Origin of the sequence: Streptomyces omiyaensis (genome assembly GCF_014650895.1) — a bacterium.
Lineage (GTDB): Bacteria > Actinomycetota > Actinomycetes > Streptomycetales > Streptomycetaceae > Streptomyces > Streptomyces omiyaensis.
Map to the genome: position 1 here is coordinate 148,156 of NZ_BMVV01000002.1, position 25,272 is coordinate 173,427.

19 protein-coding genes and 3 tRNA genes are annotated in these 25,272 nt (G+C 75.9%); 11 read left to right on the top strand and 11 right to left on the bottom strand.

All coding sequences use genetic code 11. The features are described from left to right. The first annotated feature begins 426 nt into the window (after positions 1–426). Positions 427–744: a glycoside hydrolase family 6 protein gene (locus IE287_RS03550; protein WP_373307797.1), complete on the top strand. Its 318-nt coding sequence runs from the start codon at positions 427–429 to the stop codon at positions 742–744. A gap of 55 nt (positions 745–799) precedes the next feature. Here IE287_RS03550 and IE287_RS03555 read toward each other — a convergent pair. Beyond that, positions 800–873: transfer RNA gene (locus IE287_RS03555), tRNA-Lys, on the bottom strand. Positions 874–1,056: 183 nt separating this feature from the next. Here IE287_RS03555 and IE287_RS03560 point away from each other — a divergent pair. From IE287_RS03560 to IE287_RS03585, 6 genes are all read left to right on the top strand, one after another. Beyond that, the gene (locus IE287_RS03560; protein ID WP_189847395.1) at positions 1,057–2,475 is read left to right on the top strand and encodes a peptidoglycan-binding protein; all 1,419 of its coding nucleotides are present in this window, start codon (positions 1,057–1,059) and stop codon (positions 2,473–2,475) included. A gap of 2,056 nt (positions 2,476–4,531) precedes the next feature. Beyond that, positions 4,532–5,746 carry an SPFH domain-containing protein gene (locus tag IE287_RS03565; RefSeq protein ID WP_229883258.1) on the top strand — a complete coding sequence of 405 codons (1,215 nt, stop codon included), beginning with the start codon at positions 4,532–4,534 and terminating at the stop codon, positions 5,744–5,746. Between the two features lie 208 nt (positions 5,747–5,954). Next, positions 5,955–6,545, top strand: coding sequence for a lytic polysaccharide monooxygenase auxiliary activity family 9 protein (locus IE287_RS03570; protein ID WP_189847396.1), 591 nt, complete (start codon positions 5,955–5,957; stop codon positions 6,543–6,545). Positions 6,546–6,570: 25 nt separating this feature from the next. After that, the gene (locus tag IE287_RS03575) at positions 6,571–8,250 is read left to right on the top strand and encodes an AMP-binding protein (protein WP_189847397.1); all 1,680 of its coding nucleotides are present in this window, start codon (positions 6,571–6,573) and stop codon (positions 8,248–8,250) included. Positions 8,251–8,352: 102 nt separating this feature from the next. Then, complete coding sequence (locus tag IE287_RS03580; RefSeq protein WP_189847398.1) at positions 8,353–9,648, top strand: sensor histidine kinase; 1,296 nt, start codon at positions 8,353–8,355, stop codon at positions 9,646–9,648. Beyond that, a complete protein-coding gene (locus IE287_RS03585) occupies positions 9,588–10,241 on the top strand; it encodes a response regulator (RefSeq protein ID WP_189847399.1) in 654 nt (217 codons plus the stop codon). Before IE287_RS03580 ends, IE287_RS03585 begins: the two co-directional genes overlap by 61 nt. 53 nt (positions 10,242–10,294) lie before the next feature. Here IE287_RS03585 and IE287_RS03590 read toward each other — a convergent pair. Both IE287_RS03590 and IE287_RS03595 read right to left on the bottom strand, forming a co-directional pair. Continuing rightward, positions 10,295–10,368 (bottom strand) — tRNA-Lys (locus tag IE287_RS03590). A gap of 119 nt (positions 10,369–10,487) precedes the next feature. Further along, positions 10,488–11,246, bottom strand: a complete 759-nt coding sequence (locus IE287_RS03595; protein ID WP_189847400.1) for an IclR family transcriptional regulator — start codon at positions 11,244–11,246, stop codon at positions 10,488–10,490. A gap of 342 nt (positions 11,247–11,588) precedes the next feature. Between IE287_RS03595 and IE287_RS03600 the strand changes: the two genes are divergently transcribed. Together IE287_RS03600 and IE287_RS03605 are read left to right on the top strand one after the other, a co-directional pair. Continuing rightward, positions 11,589–12,740: an LLM class flavin-dependent oxidoreductase gene (locus IE287_RS03600; protein ID WP_373307798.1), complete on the top strand. Its 1,152-nt coding sequence runs from the start codon at positions 11,589–11,591 to the stop codon at positions 12,738–12,740. A gap of 254 nt (positions 12,741–12,994) precedes the next feature. Then, positions 12,995–14,692, top strand: coding sequence for a glycosyl hydrolase family 18 protein (locus IE287_RS03605; RefSeq protein WP_229883259.1), 1,698 nt, complete (start codon positions 12,995–12,997; stop codon positions 14,690–14,692). A gap of 90 nt (positions 14,693–14,782) precedes the next feature. On the opposite strand, the gene IE287_RS03610 is transcribed toward IE287_RS03605, so the two are convergent. After that, positions 14,783–16,678 (bottom strand): putative bifunctional diguanylate cyclase/phosphodiesterase, encoded by a 1,896-nt coding sequence (locus IE287_RS03610; RefSeq protein WP_268254961.1) that lies wholly within the window; start codon positions 16,676–16,678, stop codon positions 14,783–14,785. A 358-nt stretch (positions 16,679–17,036) separates the two neighbouring features. On the opposite strand from IE287_RS03610, the gene IE287_RS03615 reads away from it, so the two are divergent. Further along, on the top strand, positions 17,037–18,287 hold the full coding sequence (locus IE287_RS03615) for a M6 family metalloprotease domain-containing protein (RefSeq protein ID WP_189847403.1): 1,251 nt from the start codon (positions 17,037–17,039) through the stop codon (positions 18,285–18,287). 103 nt (positions 18,288–18,390) lie between these two features. On the opposite strand, the gene IE287_RS03620 is transcribed toward IE287_RS03615, so the two are convergent. The 4 genes from IE287_RS03620 to IE287_RS03635 form a co-directional block, all read right to left on the bottom strand. Beyond that, positions 18,391–18,464, bottom strand: a tRNA-Lys gene (locus tag IE287_RS03620). Then, positions 18,455–19,135 (bottom strand): hypothetical protein, encoded by a 681-nt coding sequence (locus tag IE287_RS03625; protein WP_229883260.1) that lies wholly within the window; start codon positions 19,133–19,135, stop codon positions 18,455–18,457. Before IE287_RS03625 ends, IE287_RS03620 begins: the two co-directional genes overlap by 10 nt. A 133-nt stretch (positions 19,136–19,268) precedes the next feature. Beyond that, entirely contained in the window at positions 19,269–19,625 is a 357-nt protein-coding gene (locus IE287_RS03630) for a DUF8844 domain-containing protein (protein WP_189847404.1), read from the bottom strand. 80 nt (positions 19,626–19,705) lie between these two features. Next, positions 19,706–20,320: a TetR/AcrR family transcriptional regulator C-terminal domain-containing protein gene (locus tag IE287_RS03635; protein WP_189847405.1), complete on the bottom strand. Its 615-nt coding sequence runs from the start codon at positions 20,318–20,320 to the stop codon at positions 19,706–19,708. A gap of 80 nt (positions 20,321–20,400) precedes the next feature. On the opposite strand from IE287_RS03635, the gene IE287_RS03640 reads away from it, so the two are divergent. Continuing rightward, positions 20,401–20,997, top strand: a complete 597-nt coding sequence (locus IE287_RS03640) for a peroxiredoxin-like family protein (protein ID WP_189847406.1) — start codon at positions 20,401–20,403, stop codon at positions 20,995–20,997. Between the two features lie 44 nt (positions 20,998–21,041). On the opposite strand, the gene IE287_RS03645 is transcribed toward IE287_RS03640, so the two are convergent. Genes IE287_RS03645 through IE287_RS03655 form a run of 3 tightly spaced genes read right to left on the bottom strand, consistent with a single transcriptional unit; the run spans position 21,042 to position 25,128 of the window. Continuing rightward, positions 21,042–22,388, bottom strand: coding sequence for an AAA domain-containing protein (locus IE287_RS03645; protein ID WP_189847407.1), 1,347 nt, complete (start codon positions 22,386–22,388; stop codon positions 21,042–21,044). Next, positions 22,385–23,974 (bottom strand): hypothetical protein, encoded by a 1,590-nt coding sequence (locus IE287_RS03650; protein WP_189847408.1) that lies wholly within the window; start codon positions 23,972–23,974, stop codon positions 22,385–22,387. The genes IE287_RS03645 and IE287_RS03650 overlap by 4 nt, the downstream gene beginning before the upstream one ends. After that, the gene (locus tag IE287_RS03655) at positions 23,965–25,128 is read right to left on the bottom strand and encodes a hypothetical protein (RefSeq protein ID WP_189847409.1); all 1,164 of its coding nucleotides are present in this window, start codon (positions 25,126–25,128) and stop codon (positions 23,965–23,967) included. Before IE287_RS03655 ends, IE287_RS03650 begins: the two co-directional genes overlap by 10 nt. Positions 25,129–25,272 lie beyond the last annotated feature (144 nt).

The following is a 25,272-nucleotide window of genomic DNA, read 5'->3' on the forward strand; positions in this document are numbered from 1 at the left end:
ACGGCCCAGAGTGCCGCCGTGTCACGAGGGTCACGACTCCGCCACCCCGCACGCGCCCGGGGGTCCCGCGCGCCCGCCCGTGCCCCCGCCGCCGGCCCTCCGGGCTCCCCGCCGCCGCGCCGGCCTCCCTCTTCCTCGCCGCCGTGCCCGCCGCTGCCCTCGCCGCCGCGTCCGGCCGGGAGCGTGGCCGGGCCGAGGTCCGGGCCCCGTTCCGCCGCCGGTCGTACGGGAGGGCGTACGGCTCCTCGCCGCGGCGCTCGCGCTCGGGGCCGTCACCGCCTGCGGGGGTTCCGCGCCGGCGCCGGGCGGCGCGCCCGGCCCCCCGGCCGAGGTGCCCCACGGGGTGAACCCGGACGGGAAGGCGGCCCGGGCCGTCGCCGCCCACCGCGCGGCGGGGCGGGCCGCGGAGGCCGCGCTGCTCGTCCTGTGCGACATCCCGGACCGCGACCGCGGGCGGCACTCGGCCGGCGGCTCTCCGTCCTGGTCGGCGGGAAGCCCTTCGTCGTCGACGCCAGCCGCGACGGGAACGGCCCTTACGCGGAGGGCGACCCCGCCGAGGACTGGTGCGACCCGCCGGGCCGGGCGCTCGGCACGCCGCCGACCCTGCGCACCGGAGACCCGCTGGTCCGCGCCCCCCTGTGGATCGAGCGGCCCGGAGAGTCGGACGGGGAGTGCCGGAGCGGTCCCGGGGCGGGGGAGCGGTTCGGCGCGTACGCACGGGAACCAGCCCACGACGCACGGTAGTTGTGCCGGTGCGACAAGAAAGCCCCTCACTCGCGTGAGGGGCTTTCTCTGTCGGTGCGCCGCCAGGGACTCGAACCCCGGACCCGCTGATTAAGAGTCAGCTGCTCTAACCAACTGAGCTAGCGGCGCCTGCTGACAGAGAGAACTCTACCCGACCTCCAGGGGTGCTCCCGACCAACGCCGATCACCTCCGGCCTGTCGGATGGTCGTATCAGGCCGTTGATCCGTCAAAATGCGATTTGTCCGGACAGTTGAGAAACTGGCGCCCGAAACGAGGCCCTAAAAGATCTTGACGAGTGTGGAGGGGATCGCATGAGCGTGCCGGTCTTCGAGGAATTCGAACCCGCGCCCGACTGCGGCTGCCCGGGCTGCGCCCGGCACCGCCGTGACCTCGCGCTGGGCCTGCCGGTCCGTGCGGGCGGCCATCCGGCGGCGCACGGAGCCCGCCGCGCCCTGGTCCTGGTGACGGCGGCGGGCGCGGTCCTGGGAGGGGGAGGGGCGAGCGGCGCCGCCGCTGCCCTCGCCCCGGTCGCCCCGGCGCGCCCGGTCACCCCGGCGGACGCGGCGGGCGTGACGGACGTGACGGACGCGGTGGACGCGGTGGACGTGGCGGACGCGGCGGACGGTGTCCGGGGGTCCGACACTCCGCAGGGCGGCCGCGCCCCGCTGCACGGCCCGCCGGCCGCGCAGGCCGGCGGGCCCCTCCCCGGCGCGGTCCCGACGACCAGTCAGGTCTCGGCGGAGACCCTGCGGAGGACCACCCGCACGGAGATCGTCAACCGGGCCAAGACGTGGGTCACGGCCCAGGTGCCGTACTCGATGGAGAAGTACTGGTCGGACGGGTACCGCCAGGACTGCTCGGGCTACATCTCGATGGCCTGGAACCTGGGCAGCAACGAGTGGACGGGCAGCCTCGACCGCTTCGCCGTCCGCATCGACCGCACCGAGCTCCAGCCCGGCGACATCCTGCTCTTCCACAACCCGGCCGACCCGACCCGCGGCTCGCACGTGACGATCTTCGGCGGCTGGACGGACTACACCCACACGTCGTACGTCGCCTACGAGCAGACCAAGCCGCGCACGCGGAAGCAGGCCACGCCCATGGCGTACTGGGAGAACTCCGCCCGGTACGTCGCCTACCGCTACAAGGGCCTGGCCGGCACCACCACCGGCGCGGGCGGCGGGCCGGCGGCGTCCGGGGCCGCGGCGTACCCCGGGGCCTCGAAGTTCGGCCCCGGCGCGAACAACGCGCACGTGACGAAGCTCGGCCGGCTGCTGGTCGCGCGCGGCGGCCAGCGGTTCTACACCACCGGACCCGGACCGAGGTGGGGCGAGGCCGACCGCAGGGCGACCCGGGCGTTCCAGCTCGCGCAGGGCTGGAAGGGCGGGGAGGCCGACGGCCTGCCGGGCCCGCACACCTGGAAGCTCCTCGTCTCGGGAGCGGGCAGGGACATCGGCGGTTCGAGTGGTTCGAGCGGTCCGAGCGCAGATGCGAAGGGCTTCCCCGGGCGTGGCGCCTTCCGTCCGGGCCAATCCAACGCATATGTGGAGAAGCTGGGCAAACAACTGGTGAAGCGGGGCTTCGGCAAGCACTACCTGTCGGGACCCGGTCCGCGCTGGACGGAGGCGGACCGCCGCAACGTCGAGGCGTTCCAGCGGGCACAGGGCTGGCGCGGTGCGGCGGCCGACGGCTACCCGGGCCCGGAGACCTGGAGGCGATTGTTCCGATGACCCCGAGACAAGAGGTGGACCCCGAATGACGGCAGCGACCCCGAACGACTCCGGCGCGGCAGCCTCGCGCGACGCGGCCAGGACCGCCCGCCGCCTCACCGACGGCACCCTCCCCCGGCGCCCCCCGCCCCCGGCCCCCGCCCCGCCCGCCGAGCCGTCCCCGGCGCCCGCCGCCGCCCCGCCGGGAGCACCGGCCCCGACCGCGCCCGCCGCCGCGTCGGGCACGCCCCCGACCGCGCCCGGCACCTCGCAGCCGGCCTCCGCCGGCGCGCCCGTCGCTCCGACCCCGGCGTCCGCCGTCGCGTCCGGGACCCCGAGCCCGGCGTCCGCCGTCGCGTCCGGCGGCCCGCCCCCGACCGGGACTCCCGGACCGGTGTCCGGCGCCGCGTCCGGTGTCCCGCTCCCGGCCGGGGCCGCTGCCGCGCCCGTCACTCCGGGCCCGGTGCCCGCCGGCGCCCCGTCCCCCACCGGGAGCGCCGCGTCCGGCGCCCCGTCCCCGACCGGAGCGGTGACGTCCGGCACCTCGGGGCCGGTGTCCGCCGCGTCCGGGGCTCAGGACCCGGCGTCCGCCGCCGTGTCCGGGGCCTCGGGCACGGGACCCGCCGCCTCCGGTACCTCGAACCCGGCCCCGGCCGCCTCCGGTACCTCGAACCCGGCCCCGGCCGCCTCCGGTACCTCGAACCCGGCCCCGGCCGCCTCCGGTACCTCGAACCCGGCCCCGGCCGCCTCCGGTACCTCGAATCCGGCCCCGGCCGCCGCCGCTCCGGGCCCGTCGCCGGCCGTCGGCGGGTCCGGCGCCGGGGGGCCCGCCGTCGATCCGGCGGCGCGCCCCGGGGCGGGTCCCGCGCCCGGCGCCCCGGCGGACCGGACCCCGCCTCCCTCTCCGCCGGGCGCGGCCGCGCCCACCGCCTCCCGTCCGTGGGAGGCGCGCCCGGCCCCCGCGACACCCGCCGCCCCGGCGGCCGCCGGAGCGCCGCCCGCCGGCCCGGGCGCCGCCCCGTCCGCCGCTGCCGACGCGCCCGTCGGGCCGGGCGTTTCCACGCCCGCGCCCACGCCCGCAGGTCCGGGCACCGTCGGGTCCGCCGGCCCGGCCGCTTCCGTCTCCGCCGGTCCGGTCGCCGCCCCGCCCCGCGGCCAGGGGGCCGTGGCTCCCGAGGCCGTTTTCCCGGCCGGTCGGGCCGCGCCCGCGGACCCCGCCGCCCGCGAGGCGGGGCCCACCGCCGGACCGTCTCCGGCCGGGGCGGCGCATCCCGCCCCGGCCGGCCCGACGGCCGCCCCGCTCCGTCCGGCGCCGGCGGCCGGCGCGCGGTCCGGTACGGCCGTCACCGAGGGGCCGGACCCGGTGCGGCCGCCCCGGCCGGAAGCCGTCACGCCCCCCGGGCCGGTCACCGTCCGGCCGGCGGGCGGGACGCGTCCGGCACCGTCCCCGCACGGGGCGACCGCGACGCGTCCGGCGTCCTCCGCCGGAGGATCCGCCCCGGCGCAGGGCCCGGCCGGCGAGGCGCCCCCGTCGCCCGGGCCCGCCGGTCGCGCGACCGGCGCCCCGGCGCGGACGCCGGTCGTCTCGGCCTCGGCCGCCCGTCCGGCCGGCGGGGTCCGTCAGGTCCCGCCCACCGCCGGGAGCCCGGCGCGCACCCGGACCGACGGCTCGGCCCCGGGGGCGAGCCGTCCCCCGACCGAGCCCCAGGCCGCCCCGGGCTCCGCCCCGCCGCCCACCGGCACCCGCGGCCCGGCCCGTACGTCCGCCAGCACCGACACCGACACCGACACCGGCGTGGCCCCCGGCGCAGGGGCCCCGGTCCCGCCCCACCGGCCCGAGGCGGACCGCCCGCCCGCCCGCCCCCCGCAGGCGACCCCGACGACCCGGGCGACCCCGACGACCCGGGCGACCCCGGCGGCGCCCTCCGTGTCGCCGGCGGGGCGTCCGGCGGGCGGGGGCCCGAGCGGCGCCGTCGTGGGGGACGGCGCGCCCACCCGTCAGGCCGCCCCCGGGGGCGCCGGCAGCTCCGATCTGCCGGCGGTCCCCGGGGCGGGAGTCTTCAAGGAGGAGCGGGACGTGCTCGACTTCGGGCGGATCACGGGCGCGCGGGTGACGTCGATCGCGGTGCCGGTCGCCGCGTCGGGGCGGTTGCCCCGGCGGAAGAACGTCATCGGCGCGGAGACCACCGGGTCGATCCCGGTGCACCTGCTGTTCCGGGACGGCGGCGGGGCCGGCGTGCCGCCGCGCGGGACCGTGGACGACGGCGGGCCCGACACCGTCGCGATGGCGCCGCCCACCGGGCGGGCCGCGAGGGCCGTCATCCCGCGGCCGGCCACCCAGCCGCTGCCGGTCCGGGCCGGGTCCGCGCGGCCCGCGCCGACGGCCGATCCGGGGCTCGTGGAGCGCCCGGCGGCGGTGCTGCCCGGCTGGGTCGGCGTGGCCGGCGGGCTGCTGGCGCTCGCGGGGTGCGCGGCGGTCGTGTGGTGGGCGGGCGCCGTGCCCGCCGAGGCCGCGCGGATGCTGCGGCTGCCCCCGCGTCCGTACCACGGGATCCACCTCGCGCAGTGGGCGCTGCTGGCGCTCGGCGTGCTGGTGCTGCTCTTCGCGGTGGGCGGTCTCGGCCGCGGCCGGGTCGGGTACGCGTGGGTGCTGACGCTGTTCGGCGAGTACCGCGGCACGGTCCGGCGCACGGGCCTGGTGTGGGCGAGCCCGCTGCTGCTGCGCCGCCGGGTGGACGTCCGGCTGCGGCACTGGCGCAGCGAGCCGCTGTCGGCGGTGGACGCGAAGGGGACCGCGCTGGACGTGACGGTCCTGGTGGTGTGGCGGGTCCGGGACACGGTCCGCGCGGCGCTCGGGGTCGACGGCCACGAGGACTACCTGCGCGAGCAGGTGGAGGCGGCGATGGCCCGGGTGCTGTCGCAGCTGCCGGCCGACGCGTTCCACGAGGACGCGCCGACGCTGCGGGACGCGGAGGCGGTCGGCGAGGCGCTGACCCGGCTGCTGTCGGCGGAGTGCGCGCCGGTCGGGCTGGACGTCTTCTCGGCGCAGCCGACCCGGATCGAGTACGCGCCGGAGGTGGCGGAGGCGATGCGCCGCCGCCGGATCGCGGCGATCGACGCGAAGCACCGGGACAGCGTCCTGACGTCGGTGGTGGACGCGGTGGACGACGTGGTCCACCGGCTGACCAGTCGTGGTCTCGTGGAGCTGGACGACTACGAGCGGAAGGCGCTGGTGAAGGATCTGACGGTGGCGTTCTACACGGGCCGTGGGGGTCCGGGCGAGGGCGCCTGAGCGGGAGCGGAACCGGCCCGGGCGGGAACGCCCGGGCCGTTCGCGTTCTCGCCCCGCCACCCCGCCGTTGGTATGGACATGTTCAACTTCCGTCCCTACCTTGGTACTTGGTCTAGACCTAGAACGGTTCCTTCCGTACCACCCGCACGCGTGCAGCACGGCCCACGGGCATCACAGAACTCCCCCACGTTCTCCCTGGAGCGACAGCATGCGCAAAAAGACAGGGCTGGCCGCCGTGGCGCTCGGCGTCACGGCCGCCTCGCTCTTCGCGACCAGCACCGCCAACAGTCACGGCTACACCGACTCGCCGATCAGCCGCCAGAAGCTCTGTGCCAACGGCACGGTGACCAACTGCGGCAACATCCAGTGGGAGCCGCAGTCCGTCGAGGGGCTCAAGGGCTTCCCGGGCGCCGGACCCGCCGACGGCACCATCTGCGCCGGCGGCAACTCCCAGTTCGCCCAGCTGGACGACCCGCGCGGCGGCACCTGGCCGGCGACCAGGGTCACGGCGGGCCAGAGCTACACCTTCCGCTGGCAGTTCACGGCCCGCCACCGCACCACGGACTTCCGGTACTACATCACCAAGAACGGCTGGAACCCGAGCAGCAAGCTCACCCGGGCCCAGCTCGACCCCCAGCCGTTCCTGACCGTCCCGTACAACAGCCAGCAGCCGCCGGCCACGCTCTCGCACTCCGGGACCATCCCGGCGGGCAAGACGGGCAAGCACCTGATCCTGGCGGTGTGGACGGTCGCGGACACGGCGAACGCCTTCTACGCCTGCTCGGACGTTCAGTTCTGACGCACCGTCAGTTACAGTCCGGGTCATGACGGCCAGGACACGGGCAGGCGCGGACACCGTCGCGGAGCTCATACGGCGCCGCTGGGGCGACCACCGGACCGGGCTGAGGGACGAGCACCACACCCTCAGCCACCACCGGGCCGCCGCGGGCGCCGCCGCCCGGGCCGCCCTGCTCGTGGAGCTGATGCCACCCCGGCCGGGGGGCGAGCCGCACCTCGGCCTGCTGCTCGACAACACGCCGGAGTACCCGCTCTGGCTCGGCGCGGCGGCCCTCGCGGGGGCCGCCGTGGCCGGCATCAACCCCACCCGGCGCGGCGCCGAACTCGCCCGCGACATCACCCACACCGCCTGCCGGGTCCTCGTCACCCAGCGCGCCCACCTGCCGCTCCTCGACGGCCTCCCGCTGCCGGGGCTCCGCGTGCTGGTCACCGACACCGAGGCGTACGAGGAGCTCCTCGCGCCCTACGCGGACGCCCGCCCCGGCGACGCCGTCCTCGGCCCCGTCGGCCCCGGCACCCGCTACCTCCTCACCTTCACCTCCGGCTCCACCGGTGCCCCCAAGGCCGCGCTCCGCAGCCAGGGCGCGGTCGCCGCCGCCGGCGCCTCGCTCGCCCGCGCCTTCTCCGTCGGCCCGGACGACACCCACTACGTCTGCATGCCGATGTTCCACGGCAACGCCGTCATCGCCGACTGGGCGCCCGCCCTCGCCGCCGGCGCCGGGATCGCGCTGCGGGCCCGCTTCTCCGCCTCCCGCTTCCTCCCGGACGTCCGCCGCTTCGACGCCACCTACTTCACCTACGTCGGCCGCGCCGTCCAGTACCTCCTCGCCACCCCGCCCGGCCCGCACGACCGCGACCACCGGCTCCGCCTCGGCTTCGGCACCGAGGCGGGCGCGGCCGACGCGGCCCGCTTCCGCGAGCGCTTCGGGGTGCCGCTGGTCGAGGGGTACGGCTCCTCCGAGGGCGGCGCGTCGGTCCAGCGCACCCCCGACACCCCGCCCGGGGCGATCGGCCGCGCCGCCGCCGGCGACGACCTGGCCGTCGTGGACCCGGTCTCCCTGGCCGAGTGCCCGCCGGCCCGCTTCTCGCCCGCAGGCCGCCTCCTCAACGGCGACGCGGCGATCGGCGAGCTCGTCAACCGCGGCGGCACCGGCACCTTCGAGGGCTACTGGCGCAACCCGGACGCGGAGGCCGCCCGGCGGCGCGGCGGCTGGTACTGGACAGGAGACCTCTTCTACCGGGACGCGGCCGGCTTCCTCTACTTCGCCGGCCGCACCGACGACCGGCTCCGCGTGGACGGCGAGAACCTCGCCGCCGCCATGATCGAGGCGATCCTGGCCCGCTGGGACCGGACCGCGGGGGTCGCCGTCTACGCGGTGCCCGACCCGGTCGCCGGCGACCGGGTCATGGCCGCGCTCGCCCTGCGCCCCGGCGCCGTCTTCGACCCCGGGGCCTTCGCCGCCTTCCTCGCCGCCCAGCCCGACCTCGGCACGAAGATGCCCCCGCGCTTCGTCCGCGTCGCCCCCGCCCTGCCCCTCACCGCCACCGGCAAGATCCACCGCGTCGCCCTGCGCCGCGCCTCCTTCCTCTGCGCCGACCCCGTCTGGTGGCGCCCGGCGCCGGCGTCCCCGTACGAGCCCCTCACCGCCCCCGCGATCGCCGCCCTCCGCGCCGAGTACGCCCGCCACGGCCGCGCACCGGCCTGAGGGACGCCCTGCCGCCCGGGCCGGGGGTGGGGCCGGCCCCACCCCCGCACACCCTCCCGCCCCATGGTCCGGGAGCGGTGCCGCCGCCTACGGTGGGCGGTCATGGAAGCACGTGACGTCCGGCAGGCCCCCGTCCGCCGGCCCCGGCGGTACCCCTTCGGCGCGTGGCCGTGGCGGAGCGCCGCCTATCTGGTGACGGGGGTCCTCGGGGGCGCCCTCGCCTGCGCGGTCCTCCTCGTCCTGCTGCTCGCCTCCCTCCTCCTCGTCGGGATCCCGCTGCTGCTGTCCGGCGGGGTGGCGCTCGGCGGGGCCGAGCGGCTGCGGCTGCGGCTCGTCGACCGGCTGCCGGCCGCCGATCCGCACCGGGTGCCCGCCGTGCCCGGGCTCGGTGCCTGGGTGCGGACCCGGGCGGGGGAGCGGGCGACCTGGCGGGAGCTCGGGTACGCGCTCCTCTTCGCCACCGTCCTGTGGCCGCTCGACGCCCTCGTGCTCGCCCTCGCGGTCGGTGCGCCGGGCACGCTGCTCGCCGCCCCGCTGCTGCTCGCCGCCGACGGCCACGAGACCAAGCTCCTCAAGGCCGTCCTGGTCACCTCGTACCCCGGCGCCCTCGCGGGCGCCGCCGTCGGCGCGCTCGCCCTCGTCGTCCTGGGCCGTCCGCTCGGCCTGTACGCGACCGGGCGGGGCGCGCTGGCCCGGGCGCTGCTCACGCCCCGGGAGCGGGACGGGCTCGGCGAGGTGCTCGCCTCCCGGGCCCGGCTCGTCGACGCCTTCGAGGCCGAGCGCCGCCGCATCGAGCGCGACCTCCACGACGGGGCCCAGCACCGGCTCGTCGCGCTCACCATGACCCTGGGCCTGGCCCGGCTCGACGCCCCGCCGGGGAGCCCGCTGGAGGAGCGGCTCGGACAGGCCCAGGAGGAGGCCGGGCAGGTCCTCGCCGAGCTGCGCGAGCTGATCCACGGCATCCATCCGCAGGTCCTGGCCGACTACGGCCTCGGCCCGGCCCTCGGCGACGCCGCCGACCGCACGGCCGTCCCCGTCGACACCGCGCTCGACGGCCTGCCCCGGCTGCCGGCCGCGGTGGAGAGCGCCGCCCACTTCACCGGCCGCGAGGCGCTGGCCAACGTCGACCGGCACAGCGGGGCCTCCCGCGCCCGTCTCGCCGCCCGCCACGACGGCCGCGTCCTCGTCCTCACCGTCGAGGACGACGGCCGCGGCGGCGCGGACCCGGCCCGGGGCTCCGGACTGACCGGACTCGCCGACCGGCTCGCGGTCCTCGATGGCACACTGACGATCACCAGCCCGCCGGGCGGGCCGACGGTCCTACGAGTGGAGATCCCGTGCCGCGTTCGCTCCGAGTCGTCCTCGCCGAGGACGGCGTCCTCCTCCGCGAGGGACTGATCGGGCTGCTCGCGAGGTTCGGCCACGAGGTGGTGGCCGCCGTCGGCGACGCGGAGGCGCTGCGCGCGGCGGTCGCCGCCCACGACCCGGACGTGGTCGTCACCGACGTGCGGATGCCGCCCGGTTTCCGGGACGAGGGGCTGCGGGCCGCCGTCGCCCTGCGCGCGGACCGCCCCGGCCTGCCGGTGCTCGTCCTCAGCCAGTACGTGCAGCGGGACTACGCGGCCGACCTCCTCGACTCGGGCGACGGCACCGGCGTCGGCTATCTGCTCAAGGACCGGGTGGGGCAGGTGGCGGAGTTCGTGGACGCGCTGGACCGGGTGGCCGCGGGCGGCACGGTCGTCGACCCGGAGGTCGTGCGGCAGCTGCTGCGCCGGCGCCGGGACCCGCTGGCGGCGCTCACCCCGCGCGAGCGGGAGGTGCTGGGGCTGGTGGCGGAGGGGCACTCCAACGGGGAGGTGGCCCGCCGGCTCGTCGTCACCGAGGCGGCCGTGGGCAAGCACATCGGCAACATCCTGGCCAAGCTGGACCTGCCGCCGGCCGAGGACACCCACCGCCGGGTCCTCGCGGTCCTCGCCTACCTCCAGGCGTGACCCGCCCGGACATGCGGAAAGCCCCCCGCTTCCGCGAGGGGCTTTCCCGTCTGTGCGCCGCCAGGGACTCGAACCCCGGACCCGCTGATTAAGAGTCAGCTGCTCTAACCAACTGAGCTAGCGGCGCCTGCTGACAGAGAAAATACTACCCGGTCCCGGGGGGTGCTCGTGACCACGCCGCCGCAGCTCCGGATTCCCCCGTTCCGGCGGGCCCGCCGGCCCTTCCCGCGCCCCGGTCCTCCCGGCTCAGATCGCCAGCGACAGCACCACCGGCGCCGCCCGCCGGTTCAGCGTGTCGGCGGCGGCGCGCAGCCGGTGCGCGTGCTCGATCGGGAGGGAGAGCGCCAGGCAGCCCACGGAGGAGCCGGCCGTCAGCGGGACGGCGGCGCAGACCGTGCCGACCGCGTACTCCTGGAGGTCGAGGACCGGGACGGTGGGCGGCTGGCTGTCCAGCTTGGAGAAGAGCACCTTCTCGCTGGTGATCGTCCGGGAGGTGAGCCGGGCGATCTTGTGCCGGGAGAGGTGGTCGCGCCGCCCGTCGAGGTCGAGCTGGGTGAGCAGGCACTTGCCGACGGCGCTGGCGTGGGCGGCGGAGCGGAAGTCGACCCACTCGTGGACCTTGGGCGTGAGCGGGCCGTCGGCGAACTGGGTGATCCGCACCTCGCCGTCGATGTACCGGCTGATGTAGACCGCGGCCCCGACGGAGTCGCGCAGCTCGCCGAGGGTCTCCTGGAGCTTGGCCTGGAGCGCCTCGCGGCGGGTCGCGCCGGAGCCGAGGAGGACCAGCGAGTCCCCGATGACGTAGGCGCCGTTGGAGACCTGCTCGACGTACCCCTCGCGCCGGAGCATGAGGAGGAGGGGCGACAGGTGGGCGACGGGCAGTCCGGCCTCGCGGGCGATCTGGACGTCCGACACGCCGCCGCCGTGGCGCGAGACCGTCTCCAGGACGCGCAGGGCGTATTGCACCGAGTGGAACGGCGCGGTGGGCTCGGGCTTCAGCGCCACGGTTTCCCCCTACCAGGTTGTGACCGCAAGCTTCCGTACCACGATAGCCGCCAAGGGCCCTTTGCGGAGAGGCTGTTGGCGAGAATCATGCGGAGGATCGGGGCCCTGTACTGGGGCGGGCCACTATGGCATATGCCAAAGGCATGAAGGACGGAAAGAGGGGGAGGTCAGGCGGGCGCGGCCGCGTTTTCGGGCAGGCGTTCGGCTCGCACCGAAACCGCGGTCCCCCGGACGGAAACGGACCCGGACGCCGCCCTTCCGTTGGCTGGAATGTGACCCCGGTCACCCGGTGCGCCCCGTTCGCCCCGGAATAAGAGCCCCCGTACCCCTGTTGCCGCACGGATGGACGTACCCGCACGGAGGAAGGACCGGACGGTGAGCGAGACCGGCACCCAGGAAGAAGACGCAGGCGCGGCGGACCGCGCCGTACGGGGGGAGGCCCTGGGCAGCGCCCCCGTGCCGCTCTCCGTGCTGGACCTGGTGACGGTCGGCGGCGGTTCCACCGCGAGCCGCTCCCTCGCCACCAGCGTGGAGCTCAGCCGGCTCGCCGAGCGGCGCGGCTACCACCGCCACTGGGTGGCCGAACACCACTCCATGCCCGGGGTCGCCTCCTCCTCCCCGGCCGTGATCCTCGCCCACCTCGCCGCCCACACCCGCCGCATCCGCCTCGGCTCCGGCGGCGTGATGCTCCCCAACCACGCCCCGCTGGTGATCGCCGAGCAGTTCGGCACCCTGGAGGCGCTCGCCCCGGGCCGGATCGACCTCGGCCTCGGCCGCGCGCCCGGCACCGACGGCGCCACCGCCGCCGCCCTGCGCCGCACGGACACCCTGAACGAGGGCGCCGACGACTTCCCCGAGCAGCTGTCCGAGCTGACCCGCTTCCTCGACGACGACTTCCCGGACGGGCACCCCTACTCCCGGATCCACGCCGTGCCCGGCCCGGTGCAGGGCCCGAAGGGCCGGCCGCCGGTCTGGCTGCTCGGCTCCTCCGGCTTCAGCGCCCGCCTCGCCGGACTGCTCGGGCTGCCCTTCGCCTTCGCCCACCACTTCTCGGCGCGCAACACGATCCCCGCGCTCGACCTCTACCGGCAGTCCTTCCGCCCCTCCGCGGTGCTGGACGAGCCCTACGCCCTCATCGGCGTCGGCGCCCTCGCCGCCGACGACGAGAAGGAGGCCCGCCGCCAGGTGCTCACCGGCGCGCTGTCGATGCTGCGGCTGCGCACCGGCCGGCCCGGGCTCATCCCGACGCCGGAGGAGGCGGAGGCGTACGGCTTCTCCCCGGCGGAGCGCGAGTTCACCGACGGCTGGCTGGCGAACGTCGTGTACGGCACCCCGGACGCGGTCCGGTCGGGCCTCGACGAGCTGCGGAAGCGGACCGGCGCCGACGAGCTGATGCTGACCGCCAACGTGCACGGCGGGGAGGCGCGGCTGCGGAGCTACGAGCTGATCGCGGACGCCTACGACTTGCCCGTCCTGGACCCGCGGGCGGGCTGAATCCGTGATTCCGTCGGGCGGTTGGTTCCGTCCCGAACCACCCGCCCGGCTTCCCTAAGTGAACCTTAAACCGCTCGTCACCGATGGTGGCGGGCGGTTTCTTTTTGTGCTGCACGCCTCTGACGAGCTCTTTCTCCGTCGAATTGGTCTAGTCCTCAATCTGGTTCAGACCATTGACGCGCCGTTCACGCGGGAGCTATCACTTCTCCAACTCCTTGTACGGCACCACCAGTACCCCCCATCGGAGGACGCTCGTGCACCCCCGTAAGTCAATGATCGCCGCGCTGCTCAGCTCGGCCCTCGCCGCCGGCGCCCTCGCCGCGACCGCGGGTCTCGGTTCCGCCCAGGCCGCCGACGCCTCGACCACCGCCTCCGCCGGCGGCGTGCGCATCGCGTACTACGACCAGTGGAGCGTGTACGGCAACGCGTTCTACCCCAAGCACCTCGACACGCGGGGCATCGCGAGCCAGCTCGACATCATCAACTACTCGTTCGGCAACATCCACCCGACGAACCTCACGTGTTTCATGGCCAACAAGGCCGCGGGTGACGACAACAACCCGAACGCGGGCGACGGTGCCGGCGACTCCTACGCCGACTACCAGAAGTCCTTCTCCGCGGCCGACTCCGTCGACGGCGTCGCCGACAAGTGGGACCAGCCGATCGTGGGCGTCTTCAACCAGTTCAAGGAGCTGAAGGCGAAGTACCCCCACCTGAAGATCAACATCTCGCTGGGCGGCTGGACCTACTCGAAGTACTTCCACGACGCGGCGAAGACGGACGCGAGCCGCAAGAAGCTCGTCTCCTCCTGCATCGACCAGTACCTCAAGGGCAACCTGCCCGTCGAGGGCGGCTTCGGCGGCGCGGGCACGGCGGCCGGCATCTTCGACGGCATCGACATCGACTGGGAGTACCCGGGCTCCTCCGGCGGCCACCTGGGCAACCACTACGGCCCCGAGGACAAGCAGAACTTCACGCTGCTCCTCGCCGAGTTCCGCAAGCAGCTCGACGAGTACGGCGCGGCCAACGGCGGCAAGAAGTACATGCTGACCGCCGCCATGCCGGCCGGCCAGGACAAGATCAAGTACATCGAGACCGACAAGATCGGCCAGTACTTGGACTACGCCAACATCATGACGTACGACATGCACGGCGCCTGGGACGGCGACGGGCCGACGTACCACCAGTCGCCGCTCTACTCCGGCGCGAACGACCCGACCGACCCGATCGCCCCGGGCACCGAGAAGTACTCGATCGACAACGCGATCGACTCCTGGATCGACGGCAAGCCCGCCTACGGCATCGCCGGCGGCTTCCCCGCCGAGAAGCTGACCCTGGGCTACGAGTTCTACTACCGCGGCTGGAAGGGCGTGCCCGCCGGCACCACCAACGGCCTCGCGCAGACCGCCACCGGCGGCTCCGGCGCCCGCCCGCTCTCCCAGCAGGCCGGCATCGCGCACTACAAGGAGCTCGGCGGCATCGTCGACAACGCGGCGACCACCTTCTGGGACGACCAGGCCAAGTCGGCGTACTTCTACAAGGACGGCGAGTTCTTCACCGGCCTGAACCAGAAGGCCATCCAGGAGCGCGTGAACTACGGCAAGCAGCGCGGCCTCGGCGGCGCGATGATGTACTCGCTCCTCGGCCTGGACAACAACGCCACCCTGCTGACCCAGATCAACACCGCGCTCGGCGGCACCACCGTCCCGCCCACCACCACCCCGCCGACCACGCCCCCCACCACGCCTCCGACCACCCCGCCGACCACGCCTCCCACCACGCCTCCGGCCGGCTGCGGCTCGCTCCCGGCGTACGTCGCGGGCACGGTCTACAACGCGGGCAACGAGGTCTCCCACAACGGCCGCAAGTACAAGGCCAAGTGGTGGACCCAGAACGAGACCCCCGGCACCACGGGTGAGTGGGGTGTCTGGCAGGACCTCGGCGCCTGCTGAGGCCTGAACCCGCCCCACCCCGCATGAACCACTGCCCCCGCCCGGAATGTCCCTCCGGCCGGGGGCAGTTCCATGCCCGCCCGGCGGTCCTCAGACCCGCAGCGCCGTCGTGCCCTCCAGCATCGCGGCGATCCGGTCCGGGGCCACCGCCCGGGAGTACAGCCAGCCCTGGCCGGTGTCGCAGCCGATCCTCCGCAGCCGGGCCGCCTGCCCGGCCGTCTCCACGCACTCGGCGGTGACGGTCAGCCCCAGCCGGTGGGCGAGCTGGACCAGCGCCTCCACGATCAGCTCGTCCGCCGGGCTGGCGTGCTCCTCGTCCTGGAAGCCGCGCACGAAGGAACCGTCCAGCTTGAGGACGGAGACCGGCAGCCGGCTCAGATAGGCCAGGTTCGAGTAGCCGGTGCCGAAGTCGTCGATGGCGATCCGCACGCCCATGTCGCTGAGCGCCTGGAGGGCCTGGAGGGGCCGGCCCGCCGAGCCCATCACGGCGGACTCGGTCAGCTCCAGCTGGAGCAGGTGCGGGGCGAGCCCGGTCTCGGCGAGGATCCCGGCCACGTCCGCCACCAGGTCGGAGTCCCACACCTGCCGGACCGCCACGTTCACCGAGACGAAGAGCGGCCGCTCGCGCGGGTGGTCCTTCTGCCACTGCCGGGCCTGCTCGCACGCGGTCCGCAGCACCCACCGCCCGAGCTCGACGATCGAGCCGTCCTCCTCGGCGATCCCGACGAACCGATTCGGCGGCAGCGTCCCGAACTGCGGATGGTTCCAGCGCACCAGCGCCTCCACCCCGCGCACCGCCCCGCCCGCCAGGTCGACCAGCGGCTGGTACTCCAGGGCGAACTCCCCGCGCTCCACCGCCGGACGGAGGGTGGAGGAGAGCGCCTGCCGCGTCATCCGGTGCGCGTTGCGCTCCGGGTCGAAGAGCGTCCACCGGGCCTTGCCGTCGGCCTTCGCCCAGTACAGCGTGGTGTCGGCGGCCTGCATCAGCCCGGTGGCGGTGGTGCCGAGGGCGGTGCGCTCGACGACGCCGATCGAGGCCGAGACCGAGAGCCGCTGCCCGCCGAGGTCGAAGGGGCGCTCCAGCGCGTGGAGCACCGAGCGGGCCAGGTCGGCGAGTTGCTCGGTCCCGGTGGTGTCCTCGACGAGGACGGCGAACTCGTCGCCGCCGAGCCGGGCCACGAGGTGGCCCCCGCTGCGGGTGTAGCCGGCGCCGTCCGCGCACTCGGTGAGCCGGCCGGCGACGGCGGCGAGGAGCCGGTCGCCGACCCGGTGCCCGAGCGTGTCGTTGACCGCCTTGAACCCGTCGAGGTCCAGGTAGCAGAGGCCGATCCGCCCTGTTCTGCCATACCCGTGCGACTGATACGACCGGTGGGGGTGGTGCCCGCGGTACGGCTCCGGTGCGCCGGCCGGTCCGAGCGGCCCGCCCGCCCCGCCCGTCGCCCCGTCGCACTCCGCCGCCGCCGTCTCCAGGGCCGCCGAGAGGCGTTCGAAGAAGAGCGTCCGGTTGGGCAGCCGGGTCACCGGATCGTGCATCTGGAGGTGGCGCAGCCGGGCCTGGAGCTCGCGCCGGTCGCTGATGTCGGCGACGGAGAGCAGCACCCGGCCGGTGTCGGGGACCGGGGCGACGGTGACCTCGGCCCACAGCTTGCGTCCGTCCGGGTGCTTGAGCCGGCGGGTGCAGCGGAAGCGGGAGCGGTGGCCGCGCAGCACCTCACGGTAGGCGTGCCAGGTGCGGCCGTCGGCGGCCAGGTCGACGAGGTCGGCGGCGGCCTGTTCGCGCAGGTCGGCGCCGCCGGTGCCGAGGAGCGTGCCGAGGGAGTCGTTGGCGGCGACCACGAGGCCGTCCCGGTCCACGAGGGCCATGGCGAGCTGCGAGGCGCGGAAGGCGGCCCGGTAGTCGTGGAGTTCACTCTCCGTGAGTGCCGGGCGGGCCGGCGGGACGCCGGGCGGCTCTGGGTGTACCGGTCCTTCGGGGGTTCCGCTCACCGCTCGCTCCCGTGGTGCAGGGGGGCCGTTCACATGTGGTCGGGATGGTCGGCCTGGGACAAGTGTGCCGATCATAGAGCCAGCCCGGGGGGCCCTTCCAGCTCCTGGGCGGGTGGCCGGGGCCCCGGCGGGTGTGAGGCTGACCACCGCGCGCCGTCCCTTCGACCGTTTGCGCCCCGCTCTGACGCACGGCGTCCGCCGGCTGACCGAATGTGACTTTCCGTGAGCTGCGGTGCGTTCGTTTCGCGTCCACTCCGTGCCGCCCTCTCACCCGACCGGGGCAGCGGAAACATGCGAAACACCGCGAACCATCACAAGGTGGTGGAGGTGTCCCGCACTCGCGAAACCGGAGGTCCACGTGGAGGGTCAGCAGCCACCCGGGGGAGTGGAGCGCTCCAGGCTGCGCGCCGGAGCCGCCTCGTTCACGGCGCTCGCCGCGCTCGCGGCCACGGGTCTGGTCGCCGGGCCCGCCGTGGCCGCCCCGTCGTCCGGCCCCTGCGCCCTGCCGCGCTCCGCCGCCCACCATTCGCTCGGCCTCTCCAGCTGGAACGGCTCCTACCCCCGCCCCGAGCGGGCGCTCGACGCGGTCATGATCTTCCTTTCCTTCCCGGACGCGGCCCCGCTGACCACCCCCGCGGAGCTGACCGCCGACCACTTCCCGGCCACCACCGAGTTCTTCCAGCGGGCCTCCTACGGGCGGTTCACCCTGCGCCCGCACCCCCGCACCGCCTGGACGCCGATGCCCCGCCCGTCCACGGACTACGACATACGGCGGGACTGGGACGCCGGGAAGCGGACCGCCTACCTGCGGGACGCGGTCGCCGCCGTCGACGACTCCGTCGACTTCTCCCGGTACGACATCGTCTACCTGGTCGCCGATCCGGACGCCCCCGGCGTGGACTCGGACGCCACCAAGGTCGTCAACCTGGAGCGGCCGCTGGAGGCCGACGGGGCGAAGATCCGGCGGGTCGTCACGGTCTTCGAGCGGCACCCGCCGGACCGGAACGTCCTCGCCCACGAGACCGGCCACGTCTTCGACCTGCCCGACCTCTACCGCCGTCCCGCCGACGGCAAGGGCGACTGGGACACCCACGTGGGCGACTGGGACGTCATGGGCAGCCAGTTCGGGCTCGCCCCCGACCCCTTCGGCTGGCACAAGTGGAAGCTGGGCTGGCTCGACCGCTCCCAGGTGGCCTGCGTGCGGGGCGGCGAGCCGCGCGTGGTCGGCCTGGAGCCCGTCTCCGCCGCCCCGCTGACCGCCCCCGCGCGCGGCACCCGGCTCGCCGTGGTCCGCACCGGCGCGGACAGCGTCCTGGCGATCGAGGCCCGTGCGGCCACCGGCAACGACGCCGACACCTGCACCGAGGGCGTCCTCGTCTACCGGGTCCGGGCGGGCGCGGCCTCCGGCGACGGTCCGGTGGAGGTCGTCGACGCCCATCCGGACACCGAGGCCTGCTGGGAGCGCTCGGTCTACCCGCCGCTGGCCGACGCCCCGATGGAGGTCGGCGAGACGCTCACGGTGCCCGGCACGGGGGTCCGCGTGGAGGTCTCCGACCGCAGCGAGGCCGGCGTCTGGACGGTGAAGATCACCCCGCCCGGCGCCGACTGACCGGCCGCCCCGGCCGACTGGCCGCCCCGGCGGACGCGGCGGACGCGGAACGACCGGGACGACGAGAAGGCCCCTCACTCGCGTGAGGGGCCTTCTCCGTCGGTGCGCCGCCAGGGACTCGAACCCCGGACCCGCTGATTAAGAGTCAGCTGCTCTAACCAACTGAGCTAGCGGCGCCTGCTGACGTCGTAGACATTAGCACCCTGGGCGGCGGGAGCGAAAATCGATACCCGCACGTCGGCCGCGGAAACCGTCCGGGCCGCCCGGACGCAGGCCCAGAGCATCACCTCCGGCCCCGGGAGCCAGGGGGCCCGGGTGTCCGGGGCGACCAGCCAGCGCGGTCCGGAGCCGCCCCGCGCCGCCGGGACCAGCGGCGGCACGGTCACCGCGTCGCCCGTGCCGTGGCAGAGGGGCCGCGGCACCGCCTCGCCCCACTCCTCCCAGTCGAGCAGCGCGGGCAGCCGCTGGGCCGTGCCGGGCGCGGCGAAGAGCAGCATCCGGCCCCGGTGCGCGGCCACCGGTCCCGAGCCGGGGCCCTCCTCCCACAGCCGGTCCAGCATCCGCCGGCCGAAGACCGGGTCCACGGTGAGCACGTCGAAGACCGTCCCGCACGGCAGCACCGCCGGGGACTCCGGCCGCGCCTCCCAGCGGGTCAGCGCCGCCCCGAGGTCCCCGCCGGCCGCCGAGGCCAGCCAGGCGGCGCCGTCCGCCGTCACCCGGGCGGTCTGGTGCCGGTCCTCGTCGCCCGCCCGCAGGAAGCGGAGCACTCCCGAGGTGCCGAGCGCGCCGAACGCACCGGGTGCCTCGTCGGCGTACGGGGTCTCGTCGCGCAGCCAGGTCGTCGTCATGCGGACAGGTCTACCGCGTGTGACGAAGCGAACGCCGAGAGTTCGGAGAAACTCGGGGAAACGCGGACAGGCGGTGGCGCGGGGGAGTATCGTGCGCCCCGCATATGCCGAACGCCCGTTCCGGATGGATGGCTCAGTCCTCGGCCCGTCGGCCGTTCGTGCGGATCAGATCCCGCCCGAACTCGATCATCTTCCGCGCGTAGTCCTCGGTCCAGGCGGCCCGCTCGGCCACGTCCGCCGCGGTCAGCCGGTCGAACCGCTTCGGATCGGCGAGCTGCGCCGCCGCCACGGCCTGGAACTCGACCGCCCGGTCCGTCGCCGCCCGGAACGCCAGCGTCAGCTCGGTCGCCCGCGCCAGCAGCTCCCTCGGGTCCTCGATCGACTCCAGGTCGAAGAAGTGCTCCGGATCGGCGGTCGCCTCGGCAGGCTCGAAGATCAGGGGCGCCGGTCGCAGCCGTCGCCGTCCGCTCCGCTCCGCGGGTTCCGCCATGCTCTGTTCCTCCTCGCGCACACGGCCCGGGACGCCGGGCCACCCACCATTGTCCCGTGCCCCGCAAGACCGCCCGGGGCTCAGTCGCCGAGGCCGCGCAGCAGCATCCGGAGCCCGCCGAGGAACTCCTCGTCGGGGGCGACCCCGCCGGCGTCCCGGGCGGTCGCCGTCAGCAGCGGGAAGCGGTCGCCGGGCAGCGCGGCGATCGCCTCCGTGCCGGGGCCCGAGAGCGGTCCCCGGTGCTCCAGCTGGATCGCCCCGCTCACGTACGCGTGCAGGGCCCGCAGGGCGACCACGCGCCGGGGGCCGTCGAGCCCGGCCCCGGTGAGGATCGCGAGCACCGTCTCCGACCAGCGCAGCCCGCCGGCGGCGCGGTGGCGGTGGGCGAGGGCGAGGGGGACGGCCTCGGGGTGCCGGGCGACGGCGTCGCGCAGCCGGCACGCCATGGCCTCGACCCGTTCGCGCCAGGGCGCGTCGCCGGGCGGCGGGGTGGTGTCCACGTCGCCGAGGATCCGGTCGACCACCAGGCGCTCCAGCTCGTCGCGGTCGGCCACGTAGCGGTAGAGCCCCATCGGGCTCATGCCGAGCTCCTTGGCGGTGGTGCGCATGGAGAGGGCCGCGAGTCCGTCGCGGTCGACGACGGCGAGCGCGGCGGCGGCGAGCCGGTCGGGGGTGAGGGAGCGGGGTCGTGGCATGACGGTTGACAGCGTACGTCCTACGCCTACGCTCGTAGGGGTACGCCGTACACCTACGAGCCGCCTCCGGAAGGTGACCCATGCGCACGCCCTCGTCCCCCGGCTCCCCGAGCTCCGCCGCGACCCGGCTCCGGCCGGGCGACCCCGTGCCGGTCCGCACGCTCGCCCCGGTCGTCGGACCGCCGCTGGTCGTGCCGGACCCGGAGCGCGCCGTCCACGCGCAGTTCCGGCGCTTCGCCGGCTGTCCCGTCTGCCACCTGCACCTCCGCTCGGTCGCCCGGCGCCACGAGGAGATCGAGCGGGCCGGGATCCGCGAGGTGGTGCTCTTCCACTCGCCCGTCGAGGAACTGCGCGCCCACGCGGCCCACCTGCCGTTCGCCGTCGTCGCCGACCCCGGCAAGGAGCTCTACCGGGCGTTCGGCGTCGAGGCCCACCGCCGGGCCCTGCTGGACCCGAGGGGCTGGCCGGGGATCGTCAAGGGCGTGTGCGGAGCCACCGCGGAACTCCTCCGGGGCCGGGGGCGGCTGCCGGCCGCCTCCCAGCCGGGCGGCCGCATCGGCCTGCCCGCGGACTTCCTCATCGCCCCGGACGGCCGCGTCGCCGCCGCGAAGTACGGCGAGCACATCGACGACCAGTGGTCGGTCGACGAACTCCTCGCCCACGCCGCCGCGTCCTGACCCGGCGGCGTCCCGGTCCGGCCGCGGCCGGACCGGGACGCCGCTCACGGGGTCCAGGGCACGCGGTGCTCCGCCAGGTGGGACAGGACCGCGTGGTTGGCCTCCCAGCCGTCCGGGAACTTCACCGTGACGCCGAGCCGGACCGGCTCCGTCGACGGGTGCTCGTCCAGGAGGTCGGCGACGCCGGCCCGGCAGACGACCACGCACGCGTGGCGGTGGCGGGAGGCGAGGACGCAGAGGCGGCCGGTCTCCAGGTGGAAGGCGGTGGCGTCGGGGCGGCCGGAGAGCGGGTGGAGGACGACCGTGACGTCGTACTCGCGCCCCTGGAGCCGGTTGGCCGTGTCGACCGTCACCCCCGACACGCCGAGCCCCGCGAGGGCCTCGCGGACGGCCGCCGCCTGGTCCCGGTGGGCGGTGCCCACCGCGATCCGGTCGGCGGTCAGCGGCACCGGCGCGTCGGAGCGCTCGCTGATCGCCGCGCCGCCCCGGTCCAGGAGCCGGCGGACCACCAGGGCGACCGCGTGGACGGCCTCCGGGTCGGTGCGCGGGGTGTGCCGGGCGGGCAGTTCGAGCAGGCCCCAGCCGGACTCGGCGGCCTCGTCCAGGACCCGGTCGGCGGCGGAGCCGTCGGAGGGCGCCCCGAAGGCGAGCCGCCGGTCGCCGGGACCGGTGCCGGCCCGGAAGGGCGTGTACGGGTAGAAGGCGTCCGACACCAGCGGCGCCGCCGACGCGGGCAGCCGCCAGGAGACCGGCAGCCGGTGCTGCGGCAGCTCCGGGTTGTGCGCCAGGAGCGTCGAGACGGCCGAGGCGGAGGGGTCGTACGAGAGCCCCGCCCACTGGTCGGCGCCGACCACCGAGAACGGGTCCAGCTGCCCCGGGTCGCCCACGAACAGCGCCCGCTCGAAGAGCCCCGCCACGGCCAGGAGCGCGTCCGAGCGCATCTGGTAGGCCTCGTCCACGATGGCGTGCGCCCACGGCTCCACGTTCTTCACGTGCGCCCACTTCGCGGCCGTCGAGACGACCACCGGCAGCCCCGAGAGGTCCCCGGCCTTCGCGGACTTCCGTACGTGCTCCAGCGCGTCGAGCGCCTTGTCGTAGGGGTCGCCGTCGCTGGAGTGCAGCCGCCCCACCTCCAGGTCGGGCTGCTTCTCGGCGAGCCGCAGCACGAGGTCGTCGACCTGCGCGTTGGTCTGCGCCACCACCATCAGGGGCCGTCCGGCGGCGGCCAGTTCGAGCGCGGCCCGCACCACGAGCGTCGACTTGCCCGCCCCGGGCGGGGAGTCGACGACGACCCCCCGGGCGGTGCCGTGCAGGGTGCTCTCCAGGATCGCCGCCGTCGCCTTCGCGGCGGCCGCGGCGGGGTCGGGAACGGTCGGGTCGTACACGGTCACAGCAGGTCCTCGGGGGTCACGGCGTCGGGGAGTTCGCCTTCGGCGGAGCGCGGCGGGCCGCCGTGGGTCCACGGCGTGTCCTCCGGGTCGGGCAGCTTCGGCCCCACCCGCGTGTCGTGCTCGAAGAGCGTCCAGGCGATCCGCTCGCCCTTCTCCGGCACCGTGCCCTCCGCCGGCTCCTTCGCCCGGCCCATCCTGTCCAGCAGCCGCAGCACCAGGGAGCCGTCCTCCTCGCGGGCCACGAACTCCGCCGCCTGCGGCTTGCCGCCCAGCGAGCGGTACACCCGCACGCCCGCGTCCAGGTGCGGGCGGTCCTCGGTGCGGACCGTGAGCAGCGGGCGCGGCGCCGGCCGCCTCGACTCCGTCCACGCCATCAGCACCTCGGCGACCTCGCCGGTGAACGCCTCGCCGGACAGCCGGCGCCCGGCCAGCACCAGCGGGTCGTCCAGCGCCTCCTGGGCGTCCAGCTGCCCCTGCGCCTGCTCGCGCGCGGCGAGCTTGGCCGCGGCGGTCACCGCGTCGTCCCGGCGCGGCTGCGGCGGCTCCCCGGCGGCGATCCGGTCCCGGTGCGCGGTGAACGACCAGCGGTCCCGGGTCCACCGGTCGGCGACCCGCGCCCCCTCGGGCAGCTCCCGCAGCAGGCCGAGCGCCCGCCAGACGGCGTCCCAGGCGGGCTTCAGCTGCGAGGCCACGAGCCGGCGCACCTCCCGCTCGGCGCGGTGCAGGCCGGCCAGGGCCGCCTCGGCCGCCTCGCCGTCCTCGGCGGCGCCGACCGCCTGCCGGGCCCGGTCGTAGGCCTCGATCGCGGGCGCGAGGAGCTGGTTGTCGAAGGCCGGGTCGGTGGCGGGCCCGGCCGGCGGGCACAGCAGCTGTCCCCGCTCGTCCCGCCCCAGCTCGGCCCGGTGCGCCCCCACCGCGCCCGGCTCGTCCCCGGCGGGGTCGATCCAGGCGAGCAGGGCCCCGAGGTGCTGGTCCTCCAGGGAGGACTGGCCGGTGGCCCAGTGCCGGTTGAGCAGGTCGGTCGCCGCGAGCAGCAGCGAGGAGCCGGGGACCCGGGCCCGCTCGCCGTAGTGGGTCAGCCAGCGGCCGAGCAGCGGCACGCGCGGCGGCGCCGGGTACGGCGTGTCCGGGTCCTGTTCGGCGGTGCGCCGGAACCGCGTGGACCGCCCGAGGAGCCGGACGTACTCGATCCCGGCGCGGCTCGGCACGATCAGCTGCGGCGCGTCGGCGCACAGCTCGACCTCGACCCGGGACTTCGTCCCGGTCTCCGGATCGGTCCGGTTCTTCTCGACCAGTTCGACGGCCTCGGTGTGCCCGTCGACGTACGGCAGCACCTCCTCGGCCAGCTCGGCGAGGAAGGCGAAGCGCAGCTCCCGGTCCCGGGGCTGCGGGACCACGAGGAGCCGCGGCTCCTCCGGGTCGGTGCCGACCAGCGCGCCGAGCGGGGCGCCCGCCTCGCCGGCGGTGGTCAGCGGCACGAGGACGAGGGGCCGCGCCGAGAGGTGCCGGTGCCGGACGGTGGCCAGGGGCTGGGCCCGGCCCGCCTCCACGGCCTCCATCCGGGCCAGGTGCGCGATCAGCGACATGCGGCGGCCCCCGCCTCGTCCAGCGCCTCCTGCCGCAGGGCCCGGGCCCTGCGCAGCGCCGCCACCGCCGGGTCCTCCGGGTCGCCGTGCTCGCCGCGGGCGGCGCCGAGCACCGCGCCGACCGTGGTCAGCCCGCCCAGCTCGCCCCGCACCGCGCGGCCCAGGGTCTGCACCGCGTCCGCCTCGCGGGCCCGCGACCGGCAGTGGAAGCCCATCTCGCAGGCGGCCAGGCACTCCGGCGCGTAGGCGTGCGGGACGGCCTCCACGGCCGCCTCCAGCCGCTCCGCCGAGCACTCCCGCACGTCGAAGCTCAGGCCCTCCGGCAGCGCCTCGGCGATCTCCTCGATCCGGGTCAGCCGCTCCAGCTGCCGCCGGGTCACCGCGCGCTGCTTGCGCACGTCCACCACGGAGGCCGTCGGCAGGTTCGAGAAGTCCTTGGGGCAGACCAGCAGCACCGCGTGGCCGACCTCGGCGCCGTCGGTGAGGGCCGCCACCCGCTCCAGCGCCAGCACGTACACCGCCGCCTGCCGGGCGGCCGCGCCCACCTTCGCCGCGTCCGCCGCCCCGTCGACCATGGGGAACGACTTGATCTCCACGACCGTCCACCGCCCGGCCGGGTCGACCACGACGGCGTCCGGCTCCAGGTGCACGGGCGATCCCGCCACCTCCAGGGTCAGCAGCGGGTGGTCCAGCAGCGTCCACCCGCCGGCCGCGGTCGCCTCGCGCAGCGCGAGCGCGGTGCGCGCGGTCCGCCCCTCGGGCCCGGACGCCGACAGGTCGGGCACGGAGACGGCCCCGGGGTCCTCCACGCCGAAGAGCCGCAGCAGTTCCCGTCCGCCGTCCGCCTTCACCTTCGCCTCGAAGCTGTTGCCCCGCACGATCGCGAACTGGGACTGGCCGAAGGGGGCCGGCGACCCCAGCCGGGCCGCGAGCGCCCCCTTGTCCACCCCGGCGCCGTCGAGCAGCGCGCGCCGCCTGCACCCCGGGTTCGCGGCCAGCGCGGCCAGCGCCCGGGCGTCCAGCGGGCGCGGCGGGACGGCCGGGCCGCGCAGCTCGGCGAGTCTCTCCCGCGTCCTGCGGCGGCTCGCCGGGGTCGGCACGGGGTCCGTCGTCTGCGGCGGCCGTGACCCGCCGGCGTCCAGGGATGCGCTCACCCGCGGAAGTCTCGCATCCGCCACCGACAACGCGGGCGCGTTCGGCCGCGGGGACACCGGGAGTTCGCGCCCGGGCCACCTGCGCGATGATGGGGGGACCCTCCGGAAGGGCACCCGAAGGAAGGGCACGCGTTCCCCCGTATC

What these genes read in the sequence shown, in the direction of transcription:
- IE287_RS03635 (WP_189847405.1), bottom strand. Translation starts at nt 20,320, where the DNA reads ATGCCACGACCCCGCTCCCTCACCCCCGACCGGCTCGCCGCCGCCGCG.
- IE287_RS03600 (WP_373307798.1), top strand. Translation starts at nt 11,589, where the DNA reads ATGGACGTACCCGCACGGAGGAAGGACCGGACGGTGAGCGAGACCGGC.
- IE287_RS03575 (WP_189847397.1), top strand. Translation starts at nt 6,571, where the DNA reads ATGACGGCCAGGACACGGGCAGGCGCGGACACCGTCGCGGAGCTCATA.
- IE287_RS03640 (WP_189847406.1), top strand. Translation starts at nt 20,401, where the DNA reads ATGCGCACGCCCTCGTCCCCCGGCTCCCCGAGCTCCGCCGCGACCCGG.
- IE287_RS03560 (WP_189847395.1), top strand. Translation starts at nt 1,057, where the DNA reads ATGAGCGTGCCGGTCTTCGAGGAATTCGAACCCGCGCCCGACTGCGGC.
- IE287_RS03630 (WP_189847404.1), bottom strand. Translation starts at nt 19,625, where the DNA reads ATGGCGGAACCCGCGGAGCGGAGCGGACGGCGACGGCTGCGACCGGCG.
- IE287_RS03625 (WP_229883260.1), bottom strand. Translation starts at nt 19,135, where the DNA reads ATGACGACGACCTGGCTGCGCGACGAGACCCCGTACGCCGACGAGGCA.
- IE287_RS03650 (WP_189847408.1), bottom strand. Translation starts at nt 23,974, where the DNA reads ATGTCGCTGATCGCGCACCTGGCCCGGATGGAGGCCGTGGAGGCGGGC.
- IE287_RS03570 (WP_189847396.1), top strand. Translation starts at nt 5,955, where the DNA reads ATGCGCAAAAAGACAGGGCTGGCCGCCGTGGCGCTCGGCGTCACGGCC.
- IE287_RS03580 (WP_189847398.1), top strand. Translation starts at nt 8,353, where the DNA reads ATGGAAGCACGTGACGTCCGGCAGGCCCCCGTCCGCCGGCCCCGGCGG.